The 24,629-nt window shown below is 46.1% G+C and carries 25 protein-coding genes and 2 pseudogenes; 15 read left to right on the top strand and 12 right to left on the bottom strand.

Translation table 11 applies throughout. The features are described from left to right. The 3 genes and pseudogenes from ACTTJF_RS08895 to ACTTJF_RS08885 form a co-directional block, all read left to right on the top strand. Positions 1-305, top strand: a pseudogene (locus ACTTJF_RS08895) (nitric-oxide reductase large subunit); the annotation flags it as partial. Between the two features lie 76 nt (positions 306-381). Then, positions 382-927: a DUF1523 family protein gene (locus ACTTJF_RS08890; RefSeq protein ID WP_442551655.1), complete on the top strand. Its 546-nt coding sequence runs from the start codon at positions 382-384 to the stop codon at positions 925-927. Positions 928-1,551: 624 nt separating this feature from the next. Beyond that, complete coding sequence (locus ACTTJF_RS08885) at positions 1,552-2,748, top strand: sulfatase-like hydrolase/transferase (RefSeq protein ID WP_442551654.1); 1,197 nt, start codon at positions 1,552-1,554, stop codon at positions 2,746-2,748. 257 nt (positions 2,749-3,005) lie between these two features. Here ACTTJF_RS08885 and ACTTJF_RS08880 read toward each other — a convergent pair whose 3' ends face one another. The 3 genes and pseudogenes from ACTTJF_RS08880 to ACTTJF_RS08870 all read right to left on the bottom strand — a co-directional run. Further along, complete coding sequence (locus ACTTJF_RS08880) at positions 3,006-5,441, bottom strand: EAL domain-containing protein (protein ID WP_442551653.1); 2,436 nt, start codon at positions 5,439-5,441, stop codon at positions 3,006-3,008. Then, a complete protein-coding gene (locus ACTTJF_RS08875) occupies positions 5,438-6,325 on the bottom strand; it encodes a cytochrome-c peroxidase (protein ID WP_442551652.1) in 888 nt (295 codons plus the stop codon). Before ACTTJF_RS08875 ends, ACTTJF_RS08880 begins: the two co-directional genes overlap by 4 nt. A gap of 43 nt (positions 6,326-6,368) precedes the next feature. Then, a pseudogene (locus ACTTJF_RS08870) lies at positions 6,369-7,094 on the bottom strand (class I SAM-dependent methyltransferase); the annotation flags it as partial. A 45-nt stretch (positions 7,095-7,139) separates the two neighbouring features. On the opposite strand from ACTTJF_RS08870, the gene ACTTJF_RS08865 reads away from it, so the two are divergent. Then, positions 7,140-7,535 (top strand): acyl-CoA thioesterase, encoded by a 396-nt coding sequence (locus ACTTJF_RS08865; protein ID WP_442551651.1) that lies wholly within the window; start codon positions 7,140-7,142, stop codon positions 7,533-7,535. A 173-nt stretch (positions 7,536-7,708) separates the two neighbouring features. Here the strand turns inward: ACTTJF_RS08865 and ACTTJF_RS08860 are convergent, their stop codons facing one another. Beyond that, entirely contained in the window at positions 7,709-8,083 is a 375-nt protein-coding gene (locus ACTTJF_RS08860) for a Fur family transcriptional regulator (RefSeq protein ID WP_442551650.1), read from the bottom strand. Between the two features lie 112 nt (positions 8,084-8,195). Between ACTTJF_RS08860 and ACTTJF_RS08855 the strand changes: the two genes are divergently transcribed. From ACTTJF_RS08855 to ACTTJF_RS08840, 4 genes are all read left to right on the top strand, one after another. Next, positions 8,196-9,134 (top strand): metal ABC transporter solute-binding protein, Zn/Mn family, encoded by a 939-nt coding sequence (locus ACTTJF_RS08855; protein ID WP_442551649.1) that lies wholly within the window; start codon positions 8,196-8,198, stop codon positions 9,132-9,134. Continuing rightward, positions 9,135-10,700 carry a nickel/cobalt transporter gene (locus ACTTJF_RS08850; protein WP_442551648.1) on the top strand — a complete coding sequence of 522 codons (1,566 nt, stop codon included), beginning with the start codon at positions 9,135-9,137 and terminating at the stop codon, positions 10,698-10,700. After that, positions 10,697-11,452 (top strand): metal ABC transporter ATP-binding protein, encoded by a 756-nt coding sequence (locus ACTTJF_RS08845; protein ID WP_442551647.1) that lies wholly within the window; start codon positions 10,697-10,699, stop codon positions 11,450-11,452. The genes ACTTJF_RS08850 and ACTTJF_RS08845 overlap by 4 nt, the downstream gene beginning before the upstream one ends. Before the next feature lie 431 nt (positions 11,453-11,883). Next, positions 11,884-12,681 carry a metal ABC transporter permease gene (locus ACTTJF_RS08840; RefSeq protein ID WP_442551646.1) on the top strand — a complete coding sequence of 266 codons (798 nt, stop codon included), beginning with the start codon at positions 11,884-11,886 and terminating at the stop codon, positions 12,679-12,681. 87 nt (positions 12,682-12,768) lie between these two features. Here the strand turns inward: ACTTJF_RS08840 and ACTTJF_RS08835 are convergent, their stop codons facing one another. The 4 genes from ACTTJF_RS08835 to ACTTJF_RS08820 all read right to left on the bottom strand — a co-directional run bounded on the left by ACTTJF_RS08835 (position 12,769) and on the right by ACTTJF_RS08820 (position 16,311). Continuing rightward, positions 12,769-13,302, bottom strand: a complete 534-nt coding sequence (locus tag ACTTJF_RS08835) for a hypothetical protein (RefSeq protein ID WP_442551645.1) — start codon at positions 13,300-13,302, stop codon at positions 12,769-12,771. A 191-nt stretch (positions 13,303-13,493) separates the two neighbouring features. Beyond that, the gene (locus ACTTJF_RS08830; RefSeq protein ID WP_442551644.1) at positions 13,494-14,387 is read right to left on the bottom strand and encodes a DMT family transporter; all 894 of its coding nucleotides are present in this window, start codon (positions 14,385-14,387) and stop codon (positions 13,494-13,496) included. A 257-nt stretch (positions 14,388-14,644) separates the two neighbouring features. Then, positions 14,645-15,532: a DMT family transporter gene (locus tag ACTTJF_RS08825; protein WP_442551643.1), complete on the bottom strand. Its 888-nt coding sequence runs from the start codon at positions 15,530-15,532 to the stop codon at positions 14,645-14,647. A 17-nt stretch (positions 15,533-15,549) separates the two neighbouring features. After that, positions 15,550-16,311, bottom strand: coding sequence for a DUF4197 domain-containing protein (locus ACTTJF_RS08820; RefSeq protein ID WP_442551642.1), 762 nt, complete (start codon positions 16,309-16,311; stop codon positions 15,550-15,552). A 299-nt stretch (positions 16,312-16,610) separates the two neighbouring features. On the opposite strand from ACTTJF_RS08820, the gene ACTTJF_RS08815 reads away from it, so the two are divergent. Next, the gene (locus tag ACTTJF_RS08815; protein ID WP_442551641.1) at positions 16,611-17,177 is read left to right on the top strand and encodes a manganese efflux pump MntP; all 567 of its coding nucleotides are present in this window, start codon (positions 16,611-16,613) and stop codon (positions 17,175-17,177) included. Positions 17,178-17,314: 137 nt separating this feature from the next. Here the strand turns inward: ACTTJF_RS08815 and ACTTJF_RS08810 are convergent, their stop codons facing one another. Both ACTTJF_RS08810 and ACTTJF_RS08805 read right to left on the bottom strand, forming a co-directional pair. Then, on the bottom strand, positions 17,315-17,632 hold the full coding sequence (locus tag ACTTJF_RS08810; RefSeq protein WP_442551640.1) for a hypothetical protein: 318 nt from the start codon (positions 17,630-17,632) through the stop codon (positions 17,315-17,317). Positions 17,633-18,054: 422 nt separating this feature from the next. Further along, a complete protein-coding gene (locus ACTTJF_RS08805) occupies positions 18,055-18,825 on the bottom strand; it encodes an exodeoxyribonuclease III (protein WP_442551639.1) in 771 nt (256 codons plus the stop codon). A gap of 94 nt (positions 18,826-18,919) precedes the next feature. Between ACTTJF_RS08805 and ACTTJF_RS08800 the strand changes: the two genes are divergently transcribed. The 3 genes from ACTTJF_RS08800 to ACTTJF_RS08790 are packed head-to-tail and all read left to right on the top strand — an operon-like array spanning position 18,920 to position 20,200. Continuing rightward, entirely contained in the window at positions 18,920-19,537 is a 618-nt protein-coding gene (locus ACTTJF_RS08800; protein ID WP_442551638.1) for a hypothetical protein, read from the top strand. Positions 19,538-19,547: 10 nt separating this feature from the next. After that, complete coding sequence (locus ACTTJF_RS08795; protein WP_442551637.1) at positions 19,548-19,802, top strand: MarR family transcriptional regulator; 255 nt, start codon at positions 19,548-19,550, stop codon at positions 19,800-19,802. Beyond that, on the top strand, positions 19,799-20,200 hold the full coding sequence (locus ACTTJF_RS08790; RefSeq protein WP_442551636.1) for a tetratricopeptide repeat protein: 402 nt from the start codon (positions 19,799-19,801) through the stop codon (positions 20,198-20,200). Before ACTTJF_RS08795 ends, ACTTJF_RS08790 begins: the two co-directional genes overlap by 4 nt. Positions 20,201-20,785: 585 nt before the next feature. Here ACTTJF_RS08790 and prfA read toward each other — a convergent pair. Further along, complete coding sequence (prfA, locus tag ACTTJF_RS08785; protein WP_442551635.1) at positions 20,786-21,853, bottom strand: peptide chain release factor 1; 1,068 nt, start codon at positions 21,851-21,853, stop codon at positions 20,786-20,788. An 11-nt stretch (positions 21,854-21,864) separates the two neighbouring features. Continuing rightward, positions 21,865-22,131, bottom strand: coding sequence for a 30S ribosomal protein S20 (gene rpsT / locus ACTTJF_RS08780; RefSeq protein ID WP_002949506.1), 267 nt, complete (start codon positions 22,129-22,131; stop codon positions 21,865-21,867). A 369-nt stretch (positions 22,132-22,500) separates the two neighbouring features. On the opposite strand from rpsT, the gene glmM reads away from it, so the two are divergent. The 3 genes from glmM to ACTTJF_RS08765 are packed head-to-tail and all read left to right on the top strand — an operon-like array spanning position 22,501 to position 24,485. Then, a complete protein-coding gene (glmM, locus tag ACTTJF_RS08775; RefSeq protein ID WP_442551634.1) occupies positions 22,501-23,844 on the top strand; it encodes a phosphoglucosamine mutase in 1,344 nt (447 codons plus the stop codon). Continuing rightward, a complete protein-coding gene (locus tag ACTTJF_RS08770) occupies positions 23,837-24,367 on the top strand; it encodes a signal peptidase II (protein ID WP_442551633.1) in 531 nt (176 codons plus the stop codon). Before glmM ends, ACTTJF_RS08770 begins: the two co-directional genes overlap by 8 nt. Then, entirely contained in the window at positions 24,357-24,485 is a 129-nt protein-coding gene (locus tag ACTTJF_RS08765) for an NINE protein (protein ID WP_442551632.1), read from the top strand. Before ACTTJF_RS08770 ends, ACTTJF_RS08765 begins: the two co-directional genes overlap by 11 nt. The last annotated feature ends 144 nt before the right edge of the window (positions 24,486-24,629 follow it).

The raw sequence follows: 24,629 nt of genomic DNA, 5'->3' as shown, positions 1-24,629 counted from the left end.
ACCTTTTCAAAGGGCAAGAATTTAACGACAAGCTGATGAAAGTAGGCTTTTGGTCCCTAAATGCGGGTCTAATGCTGATGATTTTAGCGTCGCTACTTCCGATCGGTCTTTATCAGGCCGTTGCCGCGATAGACGTGGGCATGTGGTACGCTAGAAGCGCGGAGTTTCTACAGATGGATCATTTGCAAAATTTACGCTGGCTAAGGATGATCGGCGATACGATCTTCATTATCGGCGGCATTTGCTTCTTTATCCAGATTCTTAAATTTATCGCGGGAAGCTGCAGCTGCAAGGCCAAAGCCTAACCCCTCTAAGCCCCTATTTTAGGGGCTTAGCTTCTTCTAAACTTCTATCTTGTAAAATTCGTCCCAAAGGACGAAAATGCAAAAATTTAAAAAATATCTCCGAAATTTTATCTTTGGCTTCTTGATTGCCCTGCACGTTACGGCGTTTGCGGCGATAAACTACGCTTTCCCGCACTACGACGAGGCGATCATCACGGGCGGCGAGGTCAAGCGCATGGACAAAGACGGCTTTATCGACGCGCAAAATCCCGCCGACGGCCCGACGCGCGACGTGTATTTTATCTACACGCGCGAGATTAACGGCACGAAGGTGATGCCGTATCGAAACGAAGACACGGGCTGGGGCTTGCCGCTTTATTTTAAATTTAACTCCGCCGATGTCCAAGCCGCCGCCCAGAGTCTAGTGGGCGAAGGCAGGGCGCAGATCAAATACTACGGCTGGCGCATCGCGATGTTTGATATGTTTAGAAACGCCGTTTCGGTAAAAAAGCTAAAAGATGGCGAAACGCGCGCAAATCCTATTTTTAGCTATATATTTTACGCTTTGACGGCGATTTCGTTTGCGGTTTGCGCCGTTTTTGTTAGAAGGAAATTTAAAGGCGAGCCAAGCTCAAATTTATAATCCAAGCTAAATTTGAGCGGCTTTTCGTCGCCTCGCTCAAATTTGACTCGGCGAGGGTGGCAAATTTGACGTAAAATTTGAGACCAAAGGATATGCGTGAGCGAACTATACATCTTTATCTCCGGGTTTTGCTCTCTGATAAACGAAAATTTGAAAAAGAATTTTTATTTTCAAGCGGGATTGTTTTTGGCTATAGTTTTGCTCGGATTTTTGGCAGTGTAGTATTTGGGATTAGCTAAATTTAATTTTTACTGATATACAATCCAGGCAAATTTATACTATATGATATTTTTGGTAGTTTCTGGAGAAAATTTGAATTATATTTCTATCGTTTTATTTATTGTTTCTATTTTTTTAATTAAGTTTTTACGTTTCAGGGTTATTATAGGCATAGCAAGCGTGCTTGGTTTTGTGTATATTGTATTTTTAATTTGCGAATTCGCATTGCAAATTTTTACCGGTAACACTTTTACGCCTTTTACTCTAAATTTGTTAAAAATAAGCATTCAGGGTGCTCCTATTGAGCCTTTTGCTAAAGACATTGCGATTGGTATTTGCACGGTTGCGTGTTCTGCGCTATTTTGTGTGATAATTTATAAAAGATCATCTACCGCGGCAAAAAATTTGCCTCGCAATAAAAACAGAGTCAGAATCGGAGCCGTGTTTTTTGCCGTTTGTTTTACAGCGGCATTTGTTCTAAATCCGCTAACGCGTTCGGCTTGGGAGGTAAAAAACGCTTTTTATCCAAGCGTAAAAAGGTTAAAACAAGATATCTATCCGCTCATCGCCTTGCCTAAATTTAATGCGCCCAAAAAGAGAAAAAATATAGTTTATATTTATTTAGAAAGCCTTAATAGCGGCTATATGGACGAAAAGCTTTTTCCTGATCTGATGCCTAATATCAACGCATTATCTCCGCGCTTGGAATTTGACAACATTCACCAAAATCCCGGCGCAGCTATAACGATAGAGGGATTTTTTGCAAGCAATTGCGCGATGCCTTATATTTATAATTTCGACGATCAAAACAAAAATATTTTTTATAAAAATATAACGTGCGCTAGCGATATTTTGCATGAGCTTGGTTATCATACGTATTTTATGAAAGGGGCTTCTTTAAAATTTCAAAAGACCGACGAATATTTTAAAGCGCACCATTTCGACGAGATGAAGGGACTTGCCGATATCGATATAAAAGCAAATAAAACCGTATGGGACGGCGGATGGGGAGCAAATGACGACGATATGTTTGATATCGCGTGGGAAGATTTTACCAGGTTGAGTAAAAGCGGTCAGCCGTTTTTGCAATCTATGATCACGCTCTCCACCCACGCACCCGACGGCATAATACCAAAAGCTTGCGAAAATATGGAGTATAATTTTCAAGGTAACAGCGTTCGGATGCTGCGTGCGGTTAAGTGCACCGATATGCTAGTCGGTAATTTTATTAAAAAAATACGCTCCAGCGAATTTGCAAAAGATACGCTTATCGTGATTCAAAACGATCACGTTGTGCCTTATATACAAAGCTCAAAAGAAACTTATGATGCGCTTATACATAGCTCCAAGGGCGGCGGAATGCTATTTATGATGATAGATGATGATTTTGAGGGGGTAAAAATCATAAATTCTATGGGTTCCAGCCTGGATACCTTTGTTACCGTTTTGAGCTATCTTGACATAACAAACGAGCTAAATTTGGGACGTAGCGTGATCGGTTCAAAATCTCTTTACGGTAACGATATGAGGATTTATTCAAAAGCCGCAGCTTTATTAAGACACCTAAAATATGATGAGATAAAACAAAGGCGCTCGCAGTAGAATTTATAAATTTACAGCGCCAATGAGCTTAAATTCGATACCGATTTCACGAGTAAATCGCACAAGTTTGTTAAAATTAACGGCTCGAGTTTAATCGATAAAATCATCAAAAATATAATACCCGCAATATCCGATAATCGCAAAACATATCATAATAGTTGCAAACCACACAATCCCTACGCTTTTCGCATAAAATAAAAAAGCTAGCGCAAGTATCAAAATCCAATGCATATGCGCTTTATCCTCTATGTGTAAATTTACTCCTCGATATTGCTCGGCGAGGTCGGCTTGCCTAGTAAAAATCCCTGTGCGTATTTTATACCGAATTTTTTTATTTCGGCGAGGATTTCTTCTGAGCTCACAAACTCCGCCACGACGTTGTAGCCTTGTCTTCCGGCAAAGTCGATGATGGTTTGCAACAGATAGCGGGCGTTTTTGTCAAACGGCAACTTTTTGATGATCGAGCCGTCGATCTTGATCGTGTCGATATCAAGCTCCAAGATGCGGTAGTAGTTCGAGTAGCCGCTGCCGAAATCATCGATCGAAATTTTACAGTCGTAGGCGCGGATCTTGTTGATGAAATCATTTACTATCTTATAGTCATCCACGCCCTCGCTCTCTAATATCTCAAAATACACGTGCTCGGGCTTTGAGCAGACGCGTAGCTTTTTCTCGATGAGCTCTCTTATGCTCTCGTTTGCGATGTCGCTACTGGAAAGATTCATCGAAAAGCTCGTGTTTGTAAACTTCTCTACGAGCCTAAATACGTGCTCGACGACTTTTTTGGTTATCTCGTTATAAAGCGAAATTTTCTTTGCTATATCCAAAAACTCGCCCGGATATAGGATCTTGCCGCTTTCATCGATGAGACGCACGAGCACTTCGTAGTATTTGACTCCGGCCTCTTCGCCAGATACGTCGTAAATAGGCTGGCACTCGACGATCACGGTATCGTTATATATCGCGTTTTCGATGGTGCGCGACATGATTTGGTTGTGGTAGTATTGCTGCTCGATGTGGCTATTTTCGGTGTAAAACTGTACTATTTCGCCTTTTTGCTTAGCTTCGTGGTGAGCTAGCATGGCTTGGGTTAGGCGGTTTGTTTGCGGAGTGTCTTGAGACAAGCTGACGCCGATGGTTATTTTGATATTAGGGATAAATTCTCTAGCGCCCTCGACCGTGATATAGAGGCTATTTGCCTTAAAATAATCCATAAATTTACGTACGGCCCACTCCGTATCGTCGCCGCCGTACCAGATGCAAAACTCGTCAAACTGCACTCTGTAAATGTCCGCGTCCATCTTATAAGTATCGATACAAAGCTGAAGCGTCTCGGCAAATGACGCGATAATGGCATCCACGGTCTTAGTCTTGTAAAAAAACCGAAAATCCATAAAGTTGTTGATGTTTATATAGATCAACATGCCGCCGGCGCCCAGCTCCGTTCTTTGCGTCAGAGCAAAATAACTACCCATCCCCGTTAGCTTGTCTTTTAACGCCTCGTTTTGCAGCTCTTTGTTTTTATTTTCGAGCTCTTTAGTCATCGCTAGCTCTTTGGTTTTGTCGTATTTGATCGACATATAGCCGTCTTTGTCGCCGTTTTCGTTAAAAAGCGGAGAGAAAATGACCTGCTCATGGATGAGGGCACCGCTTTTTGTTTTGCTCACTAGCTCATCGGCTCGCCAAATTTGATTGGATTCTATCGTTTTTAGCATATCTTGATAAAATTCATGCGGATGCAGATAAGACTTGAGGATGTTTATATTTTTTCCTTTTAGCTCTTCAAATTTATACCCGAAATTTCGCTCAAAAATCTTATTTACGTATTTTACTTTTCTATCCAGATCGGTAAAGGTTATTGCGTTAAAGCTATTATCGACGGCTTGCTCGAAGCGGGTTAGAAGCCTGATGTGCTCCTTTGCCCTAACGTAAGAGATATAGACAAATAGTGACGCAAGCGCAAATAGTATGAACACCAGCACCATCGTACCGCGCAAATTTGACGTAACTTTTTGTATATAGCGCTCGTTGCTTTCTTTGAGGCTAGACAGTTTTTTGTAAATTTCGAGCGAAATTATCTCGTGATAAAGCTCTTGCGTCTGCTCGTAGTAGTCAAGCAGCCTTTGTGTGCCTGCCAAAAAATCAGCGTCGCTTTTGCTAATATTTGGCTCTTTTAAGTACTCATTAAAAAGCTTTCTAGCCGCCCTTAGATCGGTATTTAAATCATATCTAAACATCAAGATTTGAGGCATTAGTTCATTAAAATGAAACCAATCCAATGCCGTAAATTTTAAGATCATCTCATCGTAAACAAGCTTTGCCATTATCGTCACGGAGTTAAATCTGTCGGTTAGCTCGACTCTCTTTTTAATCGCTTCTTCTAACTCTCTAAAAGTTTTTTCATTTGTTGCAAGCTTTTCAAAAGAGATTAAATTGCTATCATTAAGTTTACTAAGGTCTTTTTCAAATTCCGCCGTATGGTCCATAACCGCGTCATAATCAGCCTCTAGGAGGCTTTTTTCGAGCAAGAAATTCACCTCATCGTTAGCATCCATCATATTATCAATCGAGCTTTTCCACTCGTAGGCGATGTTTAGATCTCTGGCGACCTTATGGGTCATTACGGTACCGAAAAATGCGATACAAATTATAGTAAAAAACAAAATTTTATGGAAGATTATCTTGCGTCTCATTTTAAAATTTCCGGTTTTTCGCCGCTTAAAGTCAGCAAAAATTTATAAAGCGCATGCGTCTGCTCATCGCTTAGATCGTAGTTTATACGCATTTTTGCAACCATTTTAAGCGCTTCTTTTAGATCCATTACTTCACCGCTATAAAAGTACGGCGCGGTTTTTTCGATATTTCGAAGGCTAGGCACTTTGTAACGGCCGGTTTTGTTGCCTTCTCCCTTATCAAATTTTAGCTCATAGTAGATATTTGCGCCTATATTTTTGCCGCTGTGGCAGTTTATGCAGCCGATTTTTTTAAATAGCTCAAATCCGCGCTTTTCCTCATCGTCGAAAACGCTCTCGTCGCCGCTAATAAATTTGTCGAATTTAGCGTTTGGCGTGACGAGGGCTTTTTCAAAATTTACCAGCGCATCGACGATGTTTTCAAAGCTTACTCCATCCCCATAAAGCTCTTCAAATTTTTTCTTGTAAACGGAGTTTTGATTTACCTTCTGGATTAAAAATTTCGGCTCGCTGGCAAGCTCATTTTTACTCGTTAGGCTCTGCCTCACCTGCTCAGCTAGTTCCTTAACCTCGCCGTTTTTAAAAAATATAAAATTTAACGCCGAATTTAGCGCGGTAGGCGGGCTGATCTGCTCGTCGGCGGAGATTTTTACGTTTTTTTTGCTCGTGCCGCTTAAGTCCCAGTAAAGGTTGTGACATCTCTCGCAAGATAGCGTGCCGCTCGGGCTTATCGATGCGTCGAAAAACAGCTCCTTGCCTAGTCTGGCTTTTTGTTCGTCAAATTTCGGCTGGGTGACCGGAGATAAAACGTGCGAAGCGGCAAAAGCTTGAACGCAAAAAAAACATAAAACGCACGAAAATATCTGCAAAAACGCTCGCGGCAACTAAAATCCTTTTTAAATTTTAAATAAATATCGCGATTATATCTTAAAAAACTAAAAGCTTCATTGAAGAGACGATTTTTTCCGTCACGAAGCCGTCCTGCGCGATACTTTCTAGCCGCGATCTGACTGCGTTTTCCTCGTGCGCGAAATTTGCTATCTCCAAATGCCAAAGCGCGTTTTGCGTCATCTCTTCAAGCGTGCGTTTTTGCTCGCGAGACTCCTCGAGCACGCAGGAGTTAAAGGCGATATTTTCGCGGCGCAAGTATTCCTCAAAGAAATTTGCCTTTTCTTTAAAGCATCGCCTCTCAAATCCTTCGTAAAAAAGCTCCAAAACGCTTGAATTTCGCGGTTTATTCCACCAAAGATAGACCCTTTTTTTGCCTAAATTTATAAATTTGACAAAATCCTCTTCGTCTGCGATCGCAGGGCTCATCGTGCTAAAAGCCACGTCGTAAACGCGGTTTGGATTAAAGTTTTTAAAATCGCTTTGAACGGCGGTTAAATTTGAAATATTAAATTTAGCAGCGTCTTCTAGCATGACTTTTAGCATTTCGCCCGAGATATCCATGCCGGTTATCTCGCGGCAAATTTGCGCTAAAAGCAGCGTATGCACGCCCGTGCCGCAGCCGATATCCACGACGCTTTTGCCGTCAAATTTGACGCCGAATTCCTCGATCTTAGCGTATAGTTGTCTTTGAAAAACGCTTGGCTCGCCCGTAAATCTCGTATAGCTCGCCGCCTTTTTGTCCCACATCTCTTTCATTTTGTTTGCCTTTAAATTTTTGCTACAATTTTAGCGTTTTTAGGAGCGAAAATGAAAATTTTTTACTACGAATTTACCGTGGGCGAGGACGCCATCGACGTGAATCATCACGCAAACAACGCTCACTACGTCATCTGGATGCAAGAGGCAGCCAACGCGCACTCAAACGCCGTGGGCGACCTCATCGAGACCAATCTCGCGCAAAATCGCACATGGATGGTACGCAGGCACGAGATAGACTATTTGGGGCAGCTGTTTTTGGGCGATAAAGTGAGTGTGAAAACCTGGACTCAGCCCGAAAAAAGAAGCTGCTCAAAGCGCTTTTACGAGTTTAGCAAGGACGGCGTACCGGTCGCTAGCGCGGTGACGACTTACGTATTTTATGATCTAGCGCGCGGTCGTCCGATCGCTATACCGCCGGAGATTGCGAGACTTTACGAGGATTAGTTTTAAATCCCCGCGTCAAATTTGAGTTTTAAATTTGACGTAGCAACCGCTTTAAATTTAGCAGACCGCGTTTTTATAAATTTGCGACGAATTTTTTTGGAAGTCGTTTTTTAAATTTAATGCCAGTAAGTAAATTTGGATTCAGAATTTGTCGCCAAATTTAAGCGCAAATTTTAAAAGCAATCGTCGCAAACGCCCTTAACTACGACGCTTTTGACGTGATTTTGTTTTAGGCGCGGCATGTCGATATTAGTCATCTTATGGCAGACGTCGCAGACGAAATACGCCTTTGCTCCGTTTTCAAGTTCGTAGAAATTTTTGCGGTTATTTTCGCTTTTTAGCACGATGCCCTTAGCCTCAAAAAGGTCCATACAGCGGTAAAACGTGGTTTTGTTTGCGCCTATCTGGGCTAAAATTTCATCATAACTAAGCGGCGCGGCGGCGGAGTTTAAAATGTGTAAAATCTCTAATCTAAGCGGAGTGATTTTGATATCATTTTTCGTTAAAAGCTCCTCAAAACCGGCTTTTTCTTCCAAATTTTCGCCCATATTTTTCCTCCGCGTTAAGAATTTTAGGGTATTATACCTTGAGAAAAATTAATTTGCAACTAAGTTGCTTTTGATATAATTTCGCCCAAATTTTAACACGGAAAGGATAAAAATGAGAAAAATTTTCGCGTTTTTATGTTTGGGCTTAGTCGCGCTCTACGCCAAAGGGCAAGTTAGCGTCAGTATTTTGCCGCAGGAGTATTTCGTCAAGCAAATCGCGGGCGAGGCCGTCGAGGTAAACGTGATGGTGGGCAAAGGAGCCGATCCGCACACGTACGAACCAAAGCCTAAACAAATGACCGCGCTTGAAAAAAGCGACCTTTATTTTGCTATCGGGATCGAATTTGAGGAGGCTTGGCTACCGAAATTTCAAAAATCCTATCCAAATCTCAAAATCGTAAAAACCGATGCGGGCGTGGAAAAGATCAAATTTGAAGGCCATCACGAACATGGCGAACACGATCATAACCATGACGCCAAACACGAACACGCAGCCCACGATGCTCACCACGAGCATAAGCACGAACACGCAGGCCACGATCATCACGATCACGAGCATCACCACGGCGAATTTGACCCGCACATCTGGCTGGATCCCGTTTCCGTAAAAGTCCAAGCTAAAAATATCGCCGCCGCGCTAAGCGAAAAATATCCTGAGAACAAGGCGCTTTTCGAGGCGAATTTGGCTAAATTTGAAGCTAAGCTCGACGAGCTTGACGGCTTTATCAAAAGCACTCTAGCAAACGTCAAAAACCGCGAATTTATCGTATATCACCCGTCTTGGGGCTACTTTGCTAAGCGCTACGATCTAGAGCAAATCGCGATCGAAGTAGAGGGCAAGGAGCCAAAACCCGCCCAGCTAAAAGAGCTCATCGAGGAAGCCAAAGAGCACGGCGTGAAGGTCATTTTCGTCGCTCCGCAGTTTTCTAAAAAAGCCGCGCAAACCATCGCCAAAGAAAGCGGCGCTAGCGTCGTAGAGATCGATCAACTGCCGCTTGATTGGGATGCCGAGCTACGCAAAACGGCGCAAATTTTCGCAAAGAGCCTGTAAATGAAATTCGGACGCATATTTGCCGTTTTAGCGCTTTTTGCGTCCTTTTTTAGCTTTGCGCACGCCTGTGCGCTCTGCGCGCTTTACACCCCGACCGCGCACGCCTCGGTCAAATTTGACGTCCAAGGCGACATAATAAAAACAGCCGCCGTAACCTGGACGTTTTCTGAAAATTTCACAGAACTCACGCTACAAAGCTACGACGAAAACGCCGATAAAGCGCTCAGCAAAAACGAAGCATGGAAGGTGCAAAAATCCCTGCTCGACTACATCGTACCGCGCGGATATCTAACGAGCGTGGGCTACTACGACGGCGCGGGCGAGACCGTAAATCTGCACGCCAAAACGCTCTCGCAGCGAGTTTATATAGAGGACGGTAGGCTAAATTTCGAGTATATTTTAGAGCTAAATTTAGCGGTCAAAGACGGCCGCGTCGTCACGGTCGAGGTTTTTGACCACGAGGGATTTTTTAACTTTAAAATAAGCTCGCCCGAGCCTTACGCGCTCACCGATAAAATTTATCTCGTGCCAAACGTAAATTTGAGCGCGGCGTTTTTTGAAATGACCTCAAAAGCGCCTAAAATAGAACCCGCAAAGCCTGAGCTTAGCTCGCTAGTTAAGGCGCAAAATAAGCAAAATTTAGAGCAAATCGACGCGGAGGATAAGGCTAAATTCGACTCGGTTTCCGGTATGAGCCTACAGTTTTTGGAGCGCCTAAAAGAGCTCATCAAGATAAATAGCGCCGAACTAAACGCGCTAAATTTCGCCCTGCTGGCCGCGGTTAGCTTTTTTTACGGCTTTTTGCACGCTGCTGGTCCCGGGCATGCTAAGATGCTCACGGCTAGCTACTTCGTCGCAAACGGCGGCAGCTACTCGCGCGCGCTGGCTTTTGCGATGAAAGTCGGGTTCGCGCACGTGGCGGGAGCGTTTTTGCTCGTGCTTTTTAGCTACGTTTTTTTAAACGCGTTTTTGACGAACAAGGTTAGCGACATGGCGGGCGCGATGACAAAAATCTCGGCTGTAACGATCGTTTGCGTGAGCCTTTATATGATCTACGCCAAGCTCAAAAAAACGGCTCTAAAGCCTAAATTTAGCTTTGCCGCCACGCCTGCCTCGGGCGAAAAGGGCGCAAACCGGGCGAGTAAAGTTTTTGGTTCAAATTTAGCTTTTGCTTCAAATTTGAGCGCGAATTCCGTCAAATTTAACCCCGCCGCTCACGAGAGCCAGTGCGGCTGCGCGGCCTGTAGGGCATCTAACGAGGCGCCAAAAACGGCTAGCGAATGGCTAGTGGTGCTAGCAGGATCGCTCGTGCCGTGTCCTGGCACGCTGCTGGTTTTCGTGCTGGCCTTTAGCCTAAACAGCTACGCGGCGGGGCTTGCTAGCGGCCTGTTTATGGGGCTTGGCATGGGAGCGGTTATATTTCTGGCGGCCGTTTGCGGCTTTAAGCTAAAGAGCGCGGTGAGATTTCGAGCGCTGCGGACTTGCTGCGAGTTTGCAGCGCTTTTTGTGATGCTGGGGCTTGGCGTTTTTATGTTTTATATTTCGGGTAAGGTGAGCGTTTTATGAGCGATATTTCGGTGCGAAATTTGAGCTTCGGTTACGATGAAAACCTCGTGTTTGAGGGCATAAATTTAGAATACGACTGTAAGGATTTTCTAGCTATCATAGGCCCAAACGGCGGTGGCAAAAGCACGCTTTTAAAGCTGATGTTAGGGCTAAACAAGCCAAGCGGCGGGACGATCGAGGTGTTCGGTCAGGAGCCCGCTAGCGTGAGCAAGGCCGTGGGCTACGTCCCGCAAAATATCCCGATAAATCAGAGCTTCCCGATGCGCGTGCTCGAGGTCGTTTTGATGGGGCGGATAGATAAAAAGCTGTTTGGATTTTACGGCAAGGACGACAAGATAGAGGCCGAGGCGGCGCTGGAGCGCGTCGGGATGGGCGAATTTACGCGGCGAAAGATCGGCGATCTAAGCGGCGGGCAGCGCCAACGCGTCTATATCGCGCGCGCGCTTTGCGCAAAGGCTAAAATTTTGATGCTAGACGAACCCACCGCCAGTATCGACACGAAGGGTCAAGCGGACGTCTATAAGCTGCTAAAGCAGATAAACGCTGAAGGCACGGGCGTCGTGCTCATCAGCCACGACGTAAATTTGACGCTAAATTTCGCCACCAAGGTCGCCTACGTCAATCACGATCTTTTCATGCACGAGATCTCGCACGGCTCAAAGCAGGATTTTATCGAGCATTTGGCGAGAGATCATAGGCATTTTTGCGATGTGGAGGTGGCGTTGAAAGAATGTGGCTGCGGACATCGCTAAATTTGGCAACGGCTTGTCTTTTGAGCGTCTTTGAATGAGTTTGCAAAAATATCGCTGCGGCAACCTATCTGGTTAGCCTTGCTCATTTTTGCTTCACAACATTCAAATCCATCTCAAAATACTGTGCCTTAACTTTCTGCGTTCAAATTTGAGTTGCCGTAACCCGCACCCTAAAAATGCGAATTTAAAATGTACGGCGCGACAGCGCCAAATAAATCTGCACGCAGTGCAGCAACATCTCACGTCGTAGGGGATGGGGGATTGTTAAGGGGGAAGGGAGCGACTTCGTAATTCAAGCCCCTTCCCCCTTAACAAGAAAGATTAAATTTAGTGCACAACGCTAAATTTAACCAAACCAAATTTAGCACCTTAAAGATGCGGGTCTCGGTAAGCAACGCCAAAAACGCCGAAACAAAGTAAAAAGGAAACAAATGCTAGAAGCTCTTAGCTTAAATTTTATGCAAAACGCCCTGCTAGCGGGCATCCTAGTTAGCATCGCTTGCGGCGTGATCGGCACGCTCACGGTCATAAACCGCATGGTTTTCATCGCGGGCGGTATCGCTCACGGCGCATACGGCGGGCTTGGCATCGCGTTTTATTTTTCGCTCGAGCCGCTGCTTGGAGCTAGTCTGTTTTCGCTGTTTTTGGCGCTGCTCATTGCTACGATCACGCTCAAAGACAAAAGCAAGATGGACTCCGTTATCGGCGCGCTGTGGGCGTTTGGCATGGCGTTTGGCATCATCCTAACCGACCTAGCGCCGGGCTACAACGTCGATCTCATGAGCTATCTTTTTGGCTCGATTTTGGCCGTGCCGCAGGGCGATCTTGTTTTCATGGCGATCGCAAACTGCGTCATACTCGCCTCGGTCGCGCTATTTTACCGCCAGTTTGAGGCGCTTAGCTTTGACGCGGAGTTTGCGAGGCTGCGCGGGGTGAAGACGACGCTGCTGTACTACGCGCTAACGTGCATGATGGCGCTAAGCGTCGTGATGACGATACGCGCGGTGGGGCTCATACTTGTTATCGCGCTACTCACGATCCCACCCTACATCGCGGGCGCGATATCAAGCCGCCTGGGCACGATGATGCTAAACGCTGCGCTCATCTCGGCCGCGTTTTGCGTGAGCGGGCTGTGGCTGAGCTTTGAGGCGAATTTAACCAGCGGGGCGAGCATTATCCTCATCGCTTCGGTTTGCTTTTTTGTATTTACGGCGGTAAAAAGGCGGTAGATTCGGTGTTTTAGAGCCAAATTTGATCAAATTTCGCTTGTGAGCCCACAGGCGACGGGCTCGTGGCGCTCTCAAATTTGGCCAAATTTACGGATTGATTAGCTTTTGTTTTACGTAGTAGCCTAGGTGCTCTTGCAAGAGGCGGTCGTTTTTTGAAATCTCGTATAGCGAATTTATCAAATTTTTATACTCGTCGCTCTCCTCGTCCACTACGCAGTAAAAAAGAAATTTTTTATTTTCATAAAAACAAAGTTCGACTTTAAACGATATCCACGAATATCCAGAGTCAAAATACCTAAAATATACGTCGCCGATACAGACCGTATCGCCGCGTTCAGTTATAAAGCGTTTGTTCGTGACGTAAAGCTTTTTGGCCTTGGCGGTCTTTACGCTTTGGCGCGCAAAAAGGCAAAATAAAAATGCGCAGCTCACCGTCATGGCGACCCAAAAGACGCCTACGTCAAAGCCCTTGTCGCGCGCGTATAAAAGCAGTATCAAAAGACAAAACGCGGAGCCGACTTCTTTATGGACGGTATGCGCGAGCTCAAATTCGCACAAAATCTCCTCGCCCTGCGCAAGTATAGCGTGCTTTGGCGCCGCTAAATTTTCATCCTCGTTCATTTTTTCCCTTCCTTTGCGCGGTCAAATTTACGCCGAAATTTTTAAATTTAAACGTAAGTTTGGGCCGCACACGTCAAATTTTGCTTTCGATGCGCCCGAATTTGAGCAAAATTTAGCGCTCAAATTCGCCGTTAAAACCTTAAATTTAACCGTAAAATTCGGCCGCCCAGTATTTAAGCATGCAAAAGCCGCTAGCTCAAATTTTCTCGCGATTTTTTATTTTTATAGTAGCTGCCGACCTCGCTAACGACGATGCCAAAGAGTATGAGCCCGGCTCCTGCTATCTGCACGCCGCTTAGTATCTCGCCGCCGACGAAATACCCTACTATCCCCGCACTCACGGGCTCAAACGTAAATATAAGCGAGGTTTTAACGGGCGTCGTGTAGCGCTGTGCCGCGGTTTGCACAAAAAACGCCAAAACCGTCGCAAACACCGACGTTACAGCGACAGCGACGAAAAACGCTTCGTCTAAAACGGGCGCGACGCCGCGAGGCTCGAAAATCTGCGCCGCAACGAAACAAAGCACCGCCACGGCCGCAAACTGCGCGCTCACCATCCAATACAGCTCGCACTTGCGCACCAAAACGCCCGTGAAAATTATATGCAGCGCAAAACCTAGCGCGCAAACGACGCTAAGTCCCTCGCCGACGCCAAAACCCAGCTCGCTGCCCGTTAGCAAATAAAGCCCCGCCGCCGACAAAAACGCGCCGATAAAGGCGTAAACGACGACCTTTTGTCCGAAAAACGCAAGCGCGATAAAGGGCGTAAAAACCGCGTTTAGTCCCGTGATAAAGGCGACGGTGGAGCTTGGGGCGTATTTTAGAGCAAAGGTCTGAAGCGTAAAGGCCGCAAACAAAAGCGCGCCTAAAAATGCGCCGAATCTTAACGAATTGCGGTCGATTTTTCGCGTAAATTTGAGGCTTATGAGCGCCATCAAAACGGCCGAGATCAAAAACCGCCAAAACAAAAGCGTAAAAACGCCGTTGGTCTTTAGCGTCTGCGCCATCGGCAAAAACGTCACGCCCCAGACCACCGCGATCACGAATAGCGCGAGGTCGGCCTTAAATTCGGTTGATTTTTTCATCTGATTTCTTTAGCTAAATTTAAGGGGCAAATTTAACGCAATTTGACTAAATTCGGGCTTTATCGCGTCAAATTAAAAGTCGCCGCCGTCTTGCCAGCGGGCGAAACGGCGATAAATTTAAAGCCAAATTTAAGAGTCGATTTTAAAAAGATTTCCGTCAAAATCGCCGCGAGAGTAAATTTGACGGCGATTTGATAAATTTGATTTTACGGCGAGGTTTTGCCGCGAATAAAACGACAGGCAAAACCCGCCAAAATTTAGGCTAAATTTTCCTTTTTAGCGCGCAGATAGCTGCCTATCTCGCTGATCAAAACTCCGACCAAGATAAGCGCCGCGCCGCAAAGCCTATATGCGCTGATGTCCTCCGCGCCGACGAAATATCCCATCGCTCCGGCGGTTACGGGCTCTAGGGTGAAAAATATCGCCGTTTTAACGGGCGTTGTAAATTTTTGCATCAAGGCCTGCGCGAAAAACGCAAACGCCGTGCCTAGCACGCCCACGACTAGCATCGCTATGACGAACGCCTTGTCTACGACGGGAGCGATTTTAGCGTCCTCAAAAACCAAAATAGCCGCAAAACAAAGCGCGATTAGGGTCAAAATTTCAAAATAAACCATATTTACGAGGTTGCATTTTTGCACTAGGCGGTTCGTTAGCACGATGTGAAACGAATAAGCGCAGGCGCAAACCAGAGCCAAAATTTCGCCCAGGCCAAAGCCCACCTTCGTATCGCCTATCATATAAAGCCCCGCCACCGCAAACGCCACGCCCACATACGCGTAAGAGTAAATTTTATGCCTAAAAAGCCCCGCCGCGATAAAAGGCACCAAAGCCACGTTTAGCCCGATGATAAAAGCCACAGACGAGGTGTCGGCGTATTTAAATGCAAAAGTCTGACTCACAAATCCCGCAAACAAAAACAAGCCCAAGATCACGCCGGGTTTTATATCAGGCGCGCTTACGTCCTTTAGCTTTTTATAAAATATCGCCCCCACTATGATCGCCGCTAGCAAAAATCTCCAAAACAAAACGCCGAAAACCCCGTTAGTCGCAAGCGCGAGCGAGGTAGGCAGATAGCCTAGACCAAAGACTATCGCAACAAATATCATGCCTACGTCGGCGCGAAATTCCAAACTATTTTTCACCGTTTTCCCTTGCGATTTTACTTAAAAATTCCCTGCAGGATCTTCGTGCCTTGCTCGACCGCGCCGCCTCGTAGCGAGCTTTCTTTCTCGCTCATCACGTTAAAGAGCCCGTCTAGCGTCTTGCGCGTGATGTAGTCGTTTAGATCCTCGTTTTCTTGCGGAACGTATTCGCCCGCGCCCATGCTAGTAGCGAGGCCTTTTAGCTGTTTTGCGGCGTCTGATTTTGCCAGCGCGCTGCCCGCGACGAACGAATTTAGCCCGTTATAGGCCGTTGCGAAGGTATTATCGCTCATCATTTTGGTGATGATCGGCTTAAACACGGCTTGCAGCTTCTGGCTCGAGTTTTGTTGCAAAAACTTCGTAAAGCTATCCTTGCCGCCTTCTAGCACCTTTTTCACGTCCGCGTCGCTCATGTTTTTTATCACGCCCGAAAATACGTCCGCAGCTCCCGGCACGGCTGCGCTCGCGGCGTTATTTATCGAGGTTACGAGCTCGTTCGCCCACTTTTCGCCGCCTACTTTTTTAGCCAAATTTGCAGCCGTTTCCAGGCTCTTTGGCAGCGGGATTTTAGCCGCGGCGTTGTTTAAAAATCCCCCGTTTGATAGCTCCTTAACGGCCGCGTTTAGAGCCGTGCTAACCGCGCTTTTGTAGTCGCCCGAGTTTGCCGCGCCAAGTATCTGCGCGCCTTGATTTAGCGTTTCTTTATTTAGCGCGTCCTGCCAGCCTGCTTGCGCCGAAGCGGCGAGTAAAACCGCGCATAAGATCAAACTTTTTTTCATCGTTTTTTCCTTAAAGTAAAATTCGGCGGTTATGATATTAAAACTCGGCTTTTAAACGGGTAAATTTTGTCCTTTTTAGGGCAAATTTACCTGCACCTTTACGGCACGGAGGGCTAAATTTGCAAATTTAAATCCCAAATTCGAACCGCGATTTAAGGGCTAAATTTAAGCGCAAATTTATAAGCCCCTTTCGTCTTTGCGGCGAGCGATTTTAGCCGTCAAATTTAGTCGAAAATTTGAGCAAGATTATCCGCAAGAAGTAAATTTTAAGCTAAAATTAGCCTTTTTGAAAGGATAAAATGGAGCTTTTACTTCTCTCTATCGCGCTTGCCATGGACGCGGCGGCGCTTAGCATCGCAAACGGCGCAAAATACCGCAATCTCGCGCTATCAAAGATTTTGTTTATCGCGTTTGTTTTTGGATTTTTTCAGGCTGCGATGCCGCTTGCGGGCTACTTTTTGGGCGCGGCGTTTGCGAGATTTATCGCGCAGATCGATCATTTCATCGCGTTTGCGATTTTGGGCTTTTTGGGTGCAAAAATGATCCGCGAAGCCTGTAGAAACGAGCCCGCGCAGGCCGTGAGCCTTGATACGAAGATGCTGCTTTCCGGCGGATTTGCCACCAGTATCGACGCGCTAGCCGTGGGCGTGACGCTGAGCTTTACGGCTGCTGATATCTGGTTTAGCGCCGCCGTGATCGGCATAGTGTGCTTCGCGATTAGCGTCGCGGCGTTTTACGTCGGTAAATTTGCGGGAGAGTTTTTGGAGCAAAAGGCGCTGATTTTAGGCGGCGCGATCCTCGTCGGACTTGGTTTTAAAATCCTAATCACACACCTTTTGGATCACGGGTTTTTGAGTCAAATTTGACGGCGCCTCGCAGTAAGCGCCGTTTTGTTAAATTTGCCGTTCATACAGACCACAAGGCAAGCACGCGCGACGAAAACAACCTAAAAAATATTTAAATTTGCACTCTTTCTTGCATGAATTTCCTATTTTTATATAAGTTATATTCTTTTTATTTTTATTATGTCTTTTATTGTGATCACTTTTTCATATTCGGCCGCTTTTTTATCGGATACGTCTTTGTCGTTTAGTAACTCTTTTTTATACGGGTTTGACTCTGCTTCACACTTAGGCTCTTTTGCCTCTAAATAAACGTTATCAAAATCGACTTGCGATATTGATATATTTTGAAGTTTATAGTGGGTGGTCGTTGCGGTTAATGTGATTTTAAAATCTTGACTGTCTTGATCGTAAAAAAAGATTGATTTATTGGCTTCGTTATCTGTTTCAAGCATTTTTACTTTTAAATTTGCAGCCAAAGCATCATATTTAACGTTTGGATTATCGCAAACCTCTTTTAGGCTCTTTGCTGCCTTTCCGCTAGCTTTATCTACCTTAGCACCCCCCCCATTGGCGCTATAATCAAAGCAGCCGCCTAGGGTTAAAACGGTAGCACCTGCTAAATAGCCGATAAGATAGTTTTGTTAGTCATGTTTTTTCCTTTAAATTTGATTACGTAAAAGCCTTTTGGCCCGCCTGTTTGTCGCTTTTTTCGTTAGATATTATAATTATATACGCATATATCGCGGCTTAAATTTAAGCGTTTGGTTTTTAAAAAGCGGGCGTAAAATTTGGACTTAAATTTGGCAAATCGCGCGGCGAGTCAAATTTGGCCCCAGTTTTGCTCGCCGTAAAAGCGTAAATTTAGCTCAAATTTAACCCGCGCCGCCCAAAAGCAAATTTAAATAAGCCCGTCCAGATCGATCTCTATGCCGACGGGGCAGTGATCGGAGCCCGTGATATCGCTTAGGATAAACGCGTCTTTTAGGCGGTCTTTGAGGCTTGATGAAATGAAAAAATAATCGATCCTCCAGCCGACGTTTTTAGCGCGGGCGTTAAAACGGTAGCTCCACCACGAATACGCGTCCGCCTCGTCGCCGCGCACGTGCCGAAAGGTGTCGATAAAGCCGCGCGAGACGACCTCGTCCAGCCATGCGCGCTCGATGGGCAAAAAGCCCGAGGTTTTGGCGTTTGCTTTGGGGTTTTTGAGGTCGATTTCGCGGTGCGCGGTGTTTACGTCGCCGCAAAATATCACGTCTATGCCCTGCTTTACGAGCTCGTCTATATACGCCAAAAACTTAGCGTAAAAGTCCATCTTGTAGGCTAGGCGAGTCTCGTCTTTTTGGCCGTTTGGAAAATAGATGTTAAAAAGCGCGACGTTGCCAAATCTATGCTCCAAAACCCGCCCCTCGTCGTCGTCGAAAAATGCCGCTTTTTGCGTGGCGGAGCTAAATTTAGCCAGACTCATCACGCCGGAATACCCGGCTCTGGCCGCTGAATTGACGCTGATTTCGTTAAATCCAAGCTTATAAATCTCGGCGGGCACGTCGCTTTCGCGTACCTTTATCTCCTGAAGGCCCAAAAAATCTGGCTTTTGCTCTTCTAGCCAAGCAAAACCGTCTTTAGCAGCGACGGCGCGCAGTCCGTTTACGTTCCAGCTGATTAGTTTCAAATTTTATCCTTTGTTAAATTTGGCGTATTGTATCGCAAGAGCCGTAAAATAAGCTAAAATTTAGTAAAATCAGGATCATTTTAAGGAGTAAAAAATGAAAAAAATCATCGTTTTATCGCTTGCGCTTGCCGTGTTTTTGGGTGCTAAAGAGATAAAAAGCGCGAACATTTTTCTCTCGGACGTAAAGTCGGTTACGGAGCTGGGGGCGTTTTTAAAGGCAAACAAGGACGAGATCGTGAAGCTAAATTTGAGCTACTGCGCAAATAAAAATAGCCGAGAAACGGCCGAAAACGAGGCGGAAAGCCGCGAGGACGGGGGTCGAGAAAGCGAAATATCCGAAACCTATAAACTAAAGGGCGGCGCGCGCATCGACTATACCGGCATACACTACGACATAGTCGGATACGATATAGCGATGAACGCAGGCGTAAAATCGGGCGACCTAACGATGGTCTACAAGGCAAAGGACGGGCGCGAAAAGTTTTTGCTTTTGCAAGCGCTTAGCTCGCAAGAGGGCGAAAAATACAAATGGGAGTACCTCTGGGACGAAACGGCTAAATGCGTCGGCGGCGAAGTGCGGCTGGAGGGGGCATTTTATATAGACGAGGGTAAATTCCCCCAGAGCGCGGATATAGAAAAGTCCGGGGATTACGACATTTTCTCGCTCGATCCCGTCGCGAAAAAATACTTTAAACTGCTAGAATACAAGTAAATTTAGCGCGATGACGGAGCTAGAGAGGGAGATTTTCGGTCAAATTTTGGGCGAGAAAAAGATGGAGATCATCTTGTTTTTATCCCGAAATGCGGACGAAAACGGCTTCATAACCGTTAAAATTTCAGATATCTGCGAGCAGACGGACGCCAGCAAGCCCACCGTCACGCAGACGATAAAACTGCTTGAAAATCACAAAATTTTCGAGCGAGTGAAAAACGGGATTTATAGATTTAAAAATTTAAAGGAACTAGAGAAAAAATGAGGAAAATTTGGATATTCGCCGCTGCGGTTGCGTTCGCAAACGCCGCGATAGACGAGGCCGGGCTAAATGCCTGCATAAACAAAGGCGACGCCGCAAGCTGCGAAAAAACGCTCGCCGAGCTAGAAAAAAGCTGCTCGGGCGGCGACGCGCTGGCTTGTTACCTTTCCGCGGAGTTTTACGCCAAAGGACTAACGGGCTACAAGGACGGCGCAAAAGCCTTTGCCATCTACAAAGATGCCTGCGCCGCAGGGAGCGTGGAGAGCTGCTACGAGGAGTCAGTGTTTTATCTAAAGGGCGACGTCGCAGAGCAAAGCTTCGAGCTATCGGGCGAGCGACTCAAAAAGGCCTGCGAGCTTGGCTCTAAACGTGCGTGCAATATACTTGAACTAGCGAAGTGAAGCTGTTTTTAGCCGTATAAAGACGGGTTTTGCGTATGACGGATACGCCGGAGCGATGTTAAATTTGGTTTCGGCGCAGGATTTTAGATTATTTCTAGTTATTAAATTTGGATAATTTGCTACAAAACTTCACTCAAATTTTACAAAGCCGCTTGTAATAAATTAGCCGTCTTGTTTATGGTTATTAAATTTGAGAAATTTACGGGTTTTGCTATTTTTATAGAACTCGATTTCGAACGCCGAATTTAACTTTGACGGACGGTTTTTGTTTTACGTATTGACGGCGCGGCGGGCTGGAAATTTGATAAATTTTAGTTGGATAAATTTGGAAAATTTACGTGTTAGCGGCGACTAAAAATTTATCGGTTTATATACTTTAACTTAGTTTTTATTTGATATTTTTAACGCTAAATTTAAAAAAGCAGATCCGAATTTGCAACTATTTTTCATAGATTTTACCTAAAGCGCAAAGATAAGTCGTTCTCAAATTTAACCTGCATGACGACTCCGTCTGTAGCAAAATTTGCATCCAAATTTAACGAAAATATCGTATAAAAATGCCGAAATTTGAGCGAATTTTAAAATTTACAGATCTGCGTCCGAGATAGCTTCGGCTTGATAATGCGCAATCAGCGGCTCGATGATCTCGTCGAAAAGTCCCGCCGCCATTATCGCATCGAGGCGGTAAAGCGTCAAATTTATGCGGTGGTCGCTGATACGGTTTTGCGGGAAGTTGTAGGTGCGGATACGTCCCGAGCGGTCGCCGGTGCCGACTTGGCTTTTGCGCTCGCTGGTTTCTTTGGCCAGGCGCTCTTCTTCTTGTATCTCGTAAAGGCGAGCTTTCAGCACCTTCATCGCGGCTTCTTTGTTTTTGTGCTGGCTTTTGCCGTCTTGGTTCGTGACGACGATGCCTGTGGGGATGTGAGTGATTCGCACCGCCGAGTCGGTCGTATTTACCGACTGTCCGCCGTGGCCCGAGCTGCGCATGACGTCAATGCGAAGATCGTTTGGATTTATCTCGATCTCGCTATCTTCGACCTCAGGCATAATAGCAACGGTTACTGCAGAGGTGTGTACACGACCTTGGCTCTCGGTCTCGGGTACGCGCTGGACGCGGTGAGTACCGCCCTCAAATTTGAGCCTCGAGTACGCCCCCTTGCCCTTTATCAGCAAAATAATCTCTTTAAAGCCGCCCGTATTGCCCTCGCTTTGGCTCACGATCTCGAATTTATACCCGCGAAGCTCGGCATATCTGGCGTAGGCGTTAAACAAATCGCCCGCAAAAAGCGCCGCTTCGTCTCCGCCCGTACCTGCGCGGATCTCTAAAAATACGTTTTTATCGTCATTCGGATCTTTTGGAAGGAGTAAAATTTTAATCTCTTCTTCGAGATTTTCTTTTTGGGTTTCGAGATTTTTGAGTTCGTCTTTGGCTAGCTCGCCAAGCTCGGCGTCATCGAGCAGAGCCTTGTTCTCCTCGATATCCGCGAGAGTTTGTAGATAGGACTTTGTAGCCGAGGCGATATCTTCTAAATTTGATTGCTCTTTGGAGAGCTTGGTCATATTTGCGATATCGTTTGTGATAGACGGATCGCTAAGCAGACGAGAGAGCTCGTCGTAGCGATCCAAAAAAGGCTGCAGTTTGTCGGCTAACATTAAAATTTAGATTAAGCAGATAGTTTGTTTACGAGTTTTGCGAGGCGTCCTACGCGGCGAGAAGCTGTTTGTTTTTTCAAAAAGCCCTTGCTAACAAAGCTGTGGAAGTCTTTATTTGCCACTTTAAACGCGTTTAGCGCGGCTTCTTTATCGCCTGCCTCAACGGCTACGCGCACGGCTTTAGTGATATTTTTAAGCCTAGTGCGGTAAAATCTGTTTCTTTCAGTCCTTTTGATAGTCTGTCTGGCTCTTTTTTCAGAAGATTTATGGTTTGCCATAATGTCCCTTTTGTCATAATTTTAGTCCGTGATTATATAAAAATCAGTTTTAAAATCCGCTTAATTTAAGTAAAATTTAAAGCGAGGAAATTTACGGCTTAAATTTTAATATTTTTTGATAGAATAAGTCGGAAATTTAATAAATTTATGGAATTTGCCAAGAAAAAAGCTTTCTGGCAAATTCTGCGGTGCAGTATTTTGAGATGGGTTTGAATGTTGTGCGGAAATTTTCGTCCCAAGGCTAGACAAGTAGTCTGCCGCAGGGCGAAAATTTTAAACTCATTCAAAACCAGCGTAGCGACGCCGCAGGCGGGGTTTCTATAAAGACGCTCAAAAGACAAGCCGATATAAGCCATAAAAGGAAAGATAATGAAACTATTCGGTACCGACGGCGTCCGCGGCAAAGCGGGCGAAAAACTCTCCGCCGCAACGTCCATGCGCCTTGCTATGGCCGCGGGGATATATTTTAGGCAGTTTGCGTCGCATACGAACACAATTTTGCTAGGCAAAGACACGCGCAGAAGCGGCTACATGATCGAGACCGCCATCGTCGCAGGGCTTACGGCCGTGGGCTACAACGTCCGTCAGATCGGCCCGATGCCTACTCCCGCGATCGCATTTCTCACCGAGGATATGCGCTGCGACGCGGGCATCATGATCAGCGCCTCGCACAACCCGTACTACGATAACGGCATTAAATTTTTCGACAGCGAAGGCAATAAACTGGGCGAAGAGGCCGAAGCGCAGATAGAAAAGATTTATTTTGACGACGCGCTCATAGAAAGATCGCAAAAGCAAATGCTCGAAATCGGCGCCGCAAAGCGCATCGACGACGTCATCGGCCGCTATATCGTGCAGATCAAAAACTCATTTCCTAAAAATCTCAGCCTGCACGGACTACGCGTGGTTTTAGACGTCGCAAACGGCGCTGCGTACAGGGTCGCTCCGACTATCTTTAGCGAGCTGGGAGCCGAAACCATCGTCATAAACGACGAGCCAAACGGCAGCAACATAAACCTAAACTGCGGCGCGCTCTATCCGCAAAATTTAGCCTCCGAAGTTGTGCGGTTGCGGGCGGATTTAGGCTTTGCGCTTGACGGCGATGCCGACAGGCTCGTAGTCGTAGACGAGTGCGGAGAGGTGGCAAACGGCGATAGTTTGCTGGGCGTCATGGCGGCATTTTTACAAGAAAACAAAGCCTTAAAAGGCGGCGCGGTAGTGGCTACCGTGATGAGCAACGCGGCGCTCGAAGACTACCTAAAATCCCACAAAATCAAGCTTCTACGCGCAAACGTCGGCGACAAATACGTGCTTGAAAAGATGAAAGAAAACGGCACGAATTTCGGCGGCGAGCAGAGCGGTCACATCATCTTTAGCGACTACGCAAAAACTGGCGACGGGCTCGTGGCGGCGCTGCAGTTTGCGGCACTAGTGCTAAAAAAAGGTAAAAAAGCGAGCGAAATTTTAAACGAGATAAAGCCGTATCCGCAAATTTTGCTAAATTTAAAGATAACTGAGAAAAAGCCGCTTGAAAGCATCGCCGGACTAAAAGAGCTTGAAGCAAGCCTCGCAAAGGAGGGCATCCGCTCGCTATTTCGCTACTCGGGCACCGAAAACCTCATTAGGCTTTTACTTGAAGGCAAGTGCGCCGACGTTCTAAAAACCCGCATGGACGAGGTCGAAAAATTTTTCGTAAAAGCGCTAAATGGCTAAAATTTTAGGCGTTTTTTTTGCGGCGTTTTTCGTCGTTTTCGCGCTCGATCAGGCGGTCAAGCAGATATTTTTGGGCGGTTTTTCGTGGCAGGGCGAGTATTTTTCGCTAGTGCTTGCTTACAACCGAGGCGTGGCGTTTTCGATGTTTGCGTTTCTTGGCGAATGGCTCAAATTTATCCAGCTAGCGCTGATTGCGGGCATTTGCGGTTATCTGCTTTGGCGGTTAAAGCGTAAATTTGACGCGCAGACCGCGGCAAAAGCGGAGCCAAATTTGAGCGCAAACGGCGAGAAAAAGGAAATTTTAGAGGAGCACGCGCTAGGAGCGGGTATAATCCTGGGCGCGGGCAGTTCAAATTTGCTCGACCGTTTCGTTCACGGCGGCGTCGTGGACTACGTCTACTGGCACAAGTGGTTTGAGTTTGCGATCTTTAACCTCGCCGACGTTATGATCGACGTCGGAGTCGTGCTCATACTCTGGCAGAGCTTTGCCGCTGGGCGAAAGGGGGCTAAAAATGGGCGATAACGTTTATATAGCCTACGCGCTTTGGCTGCTTACGGGCTGGTTTGGCGGGCATAGATTTTATCTGGGTAAATTCGTGAGCGGTTTTGCGATGATGGCGCTGTTTTTTTATCGGATATAGCCTAGCTTGGGCGATCGTGGGTTACGTATTTTGGGCGCTTTGGGGCGCGTGGTGGCTCTTTGATCTGCGCTTAACCGGCGCAGCCGTCGAGAAAAATCAGAAAAAAGAAGCGCTAAAAGACAAGCTGCGCGCGCAAGACCTCGA

This window comes from Campylobacter sp. (genome assembly GCF_052170435.1).
In the GTDB taxonomy this organism is placed as follows: domain Bacteria; phylum Campylobacterota; class Campylobacteria; order Campylobacterales; family Campylobacteraceae; genus Campylobacter_A.
This window is presented reverse-complemented; position numbering and strand designations above follow the sequence as displayed.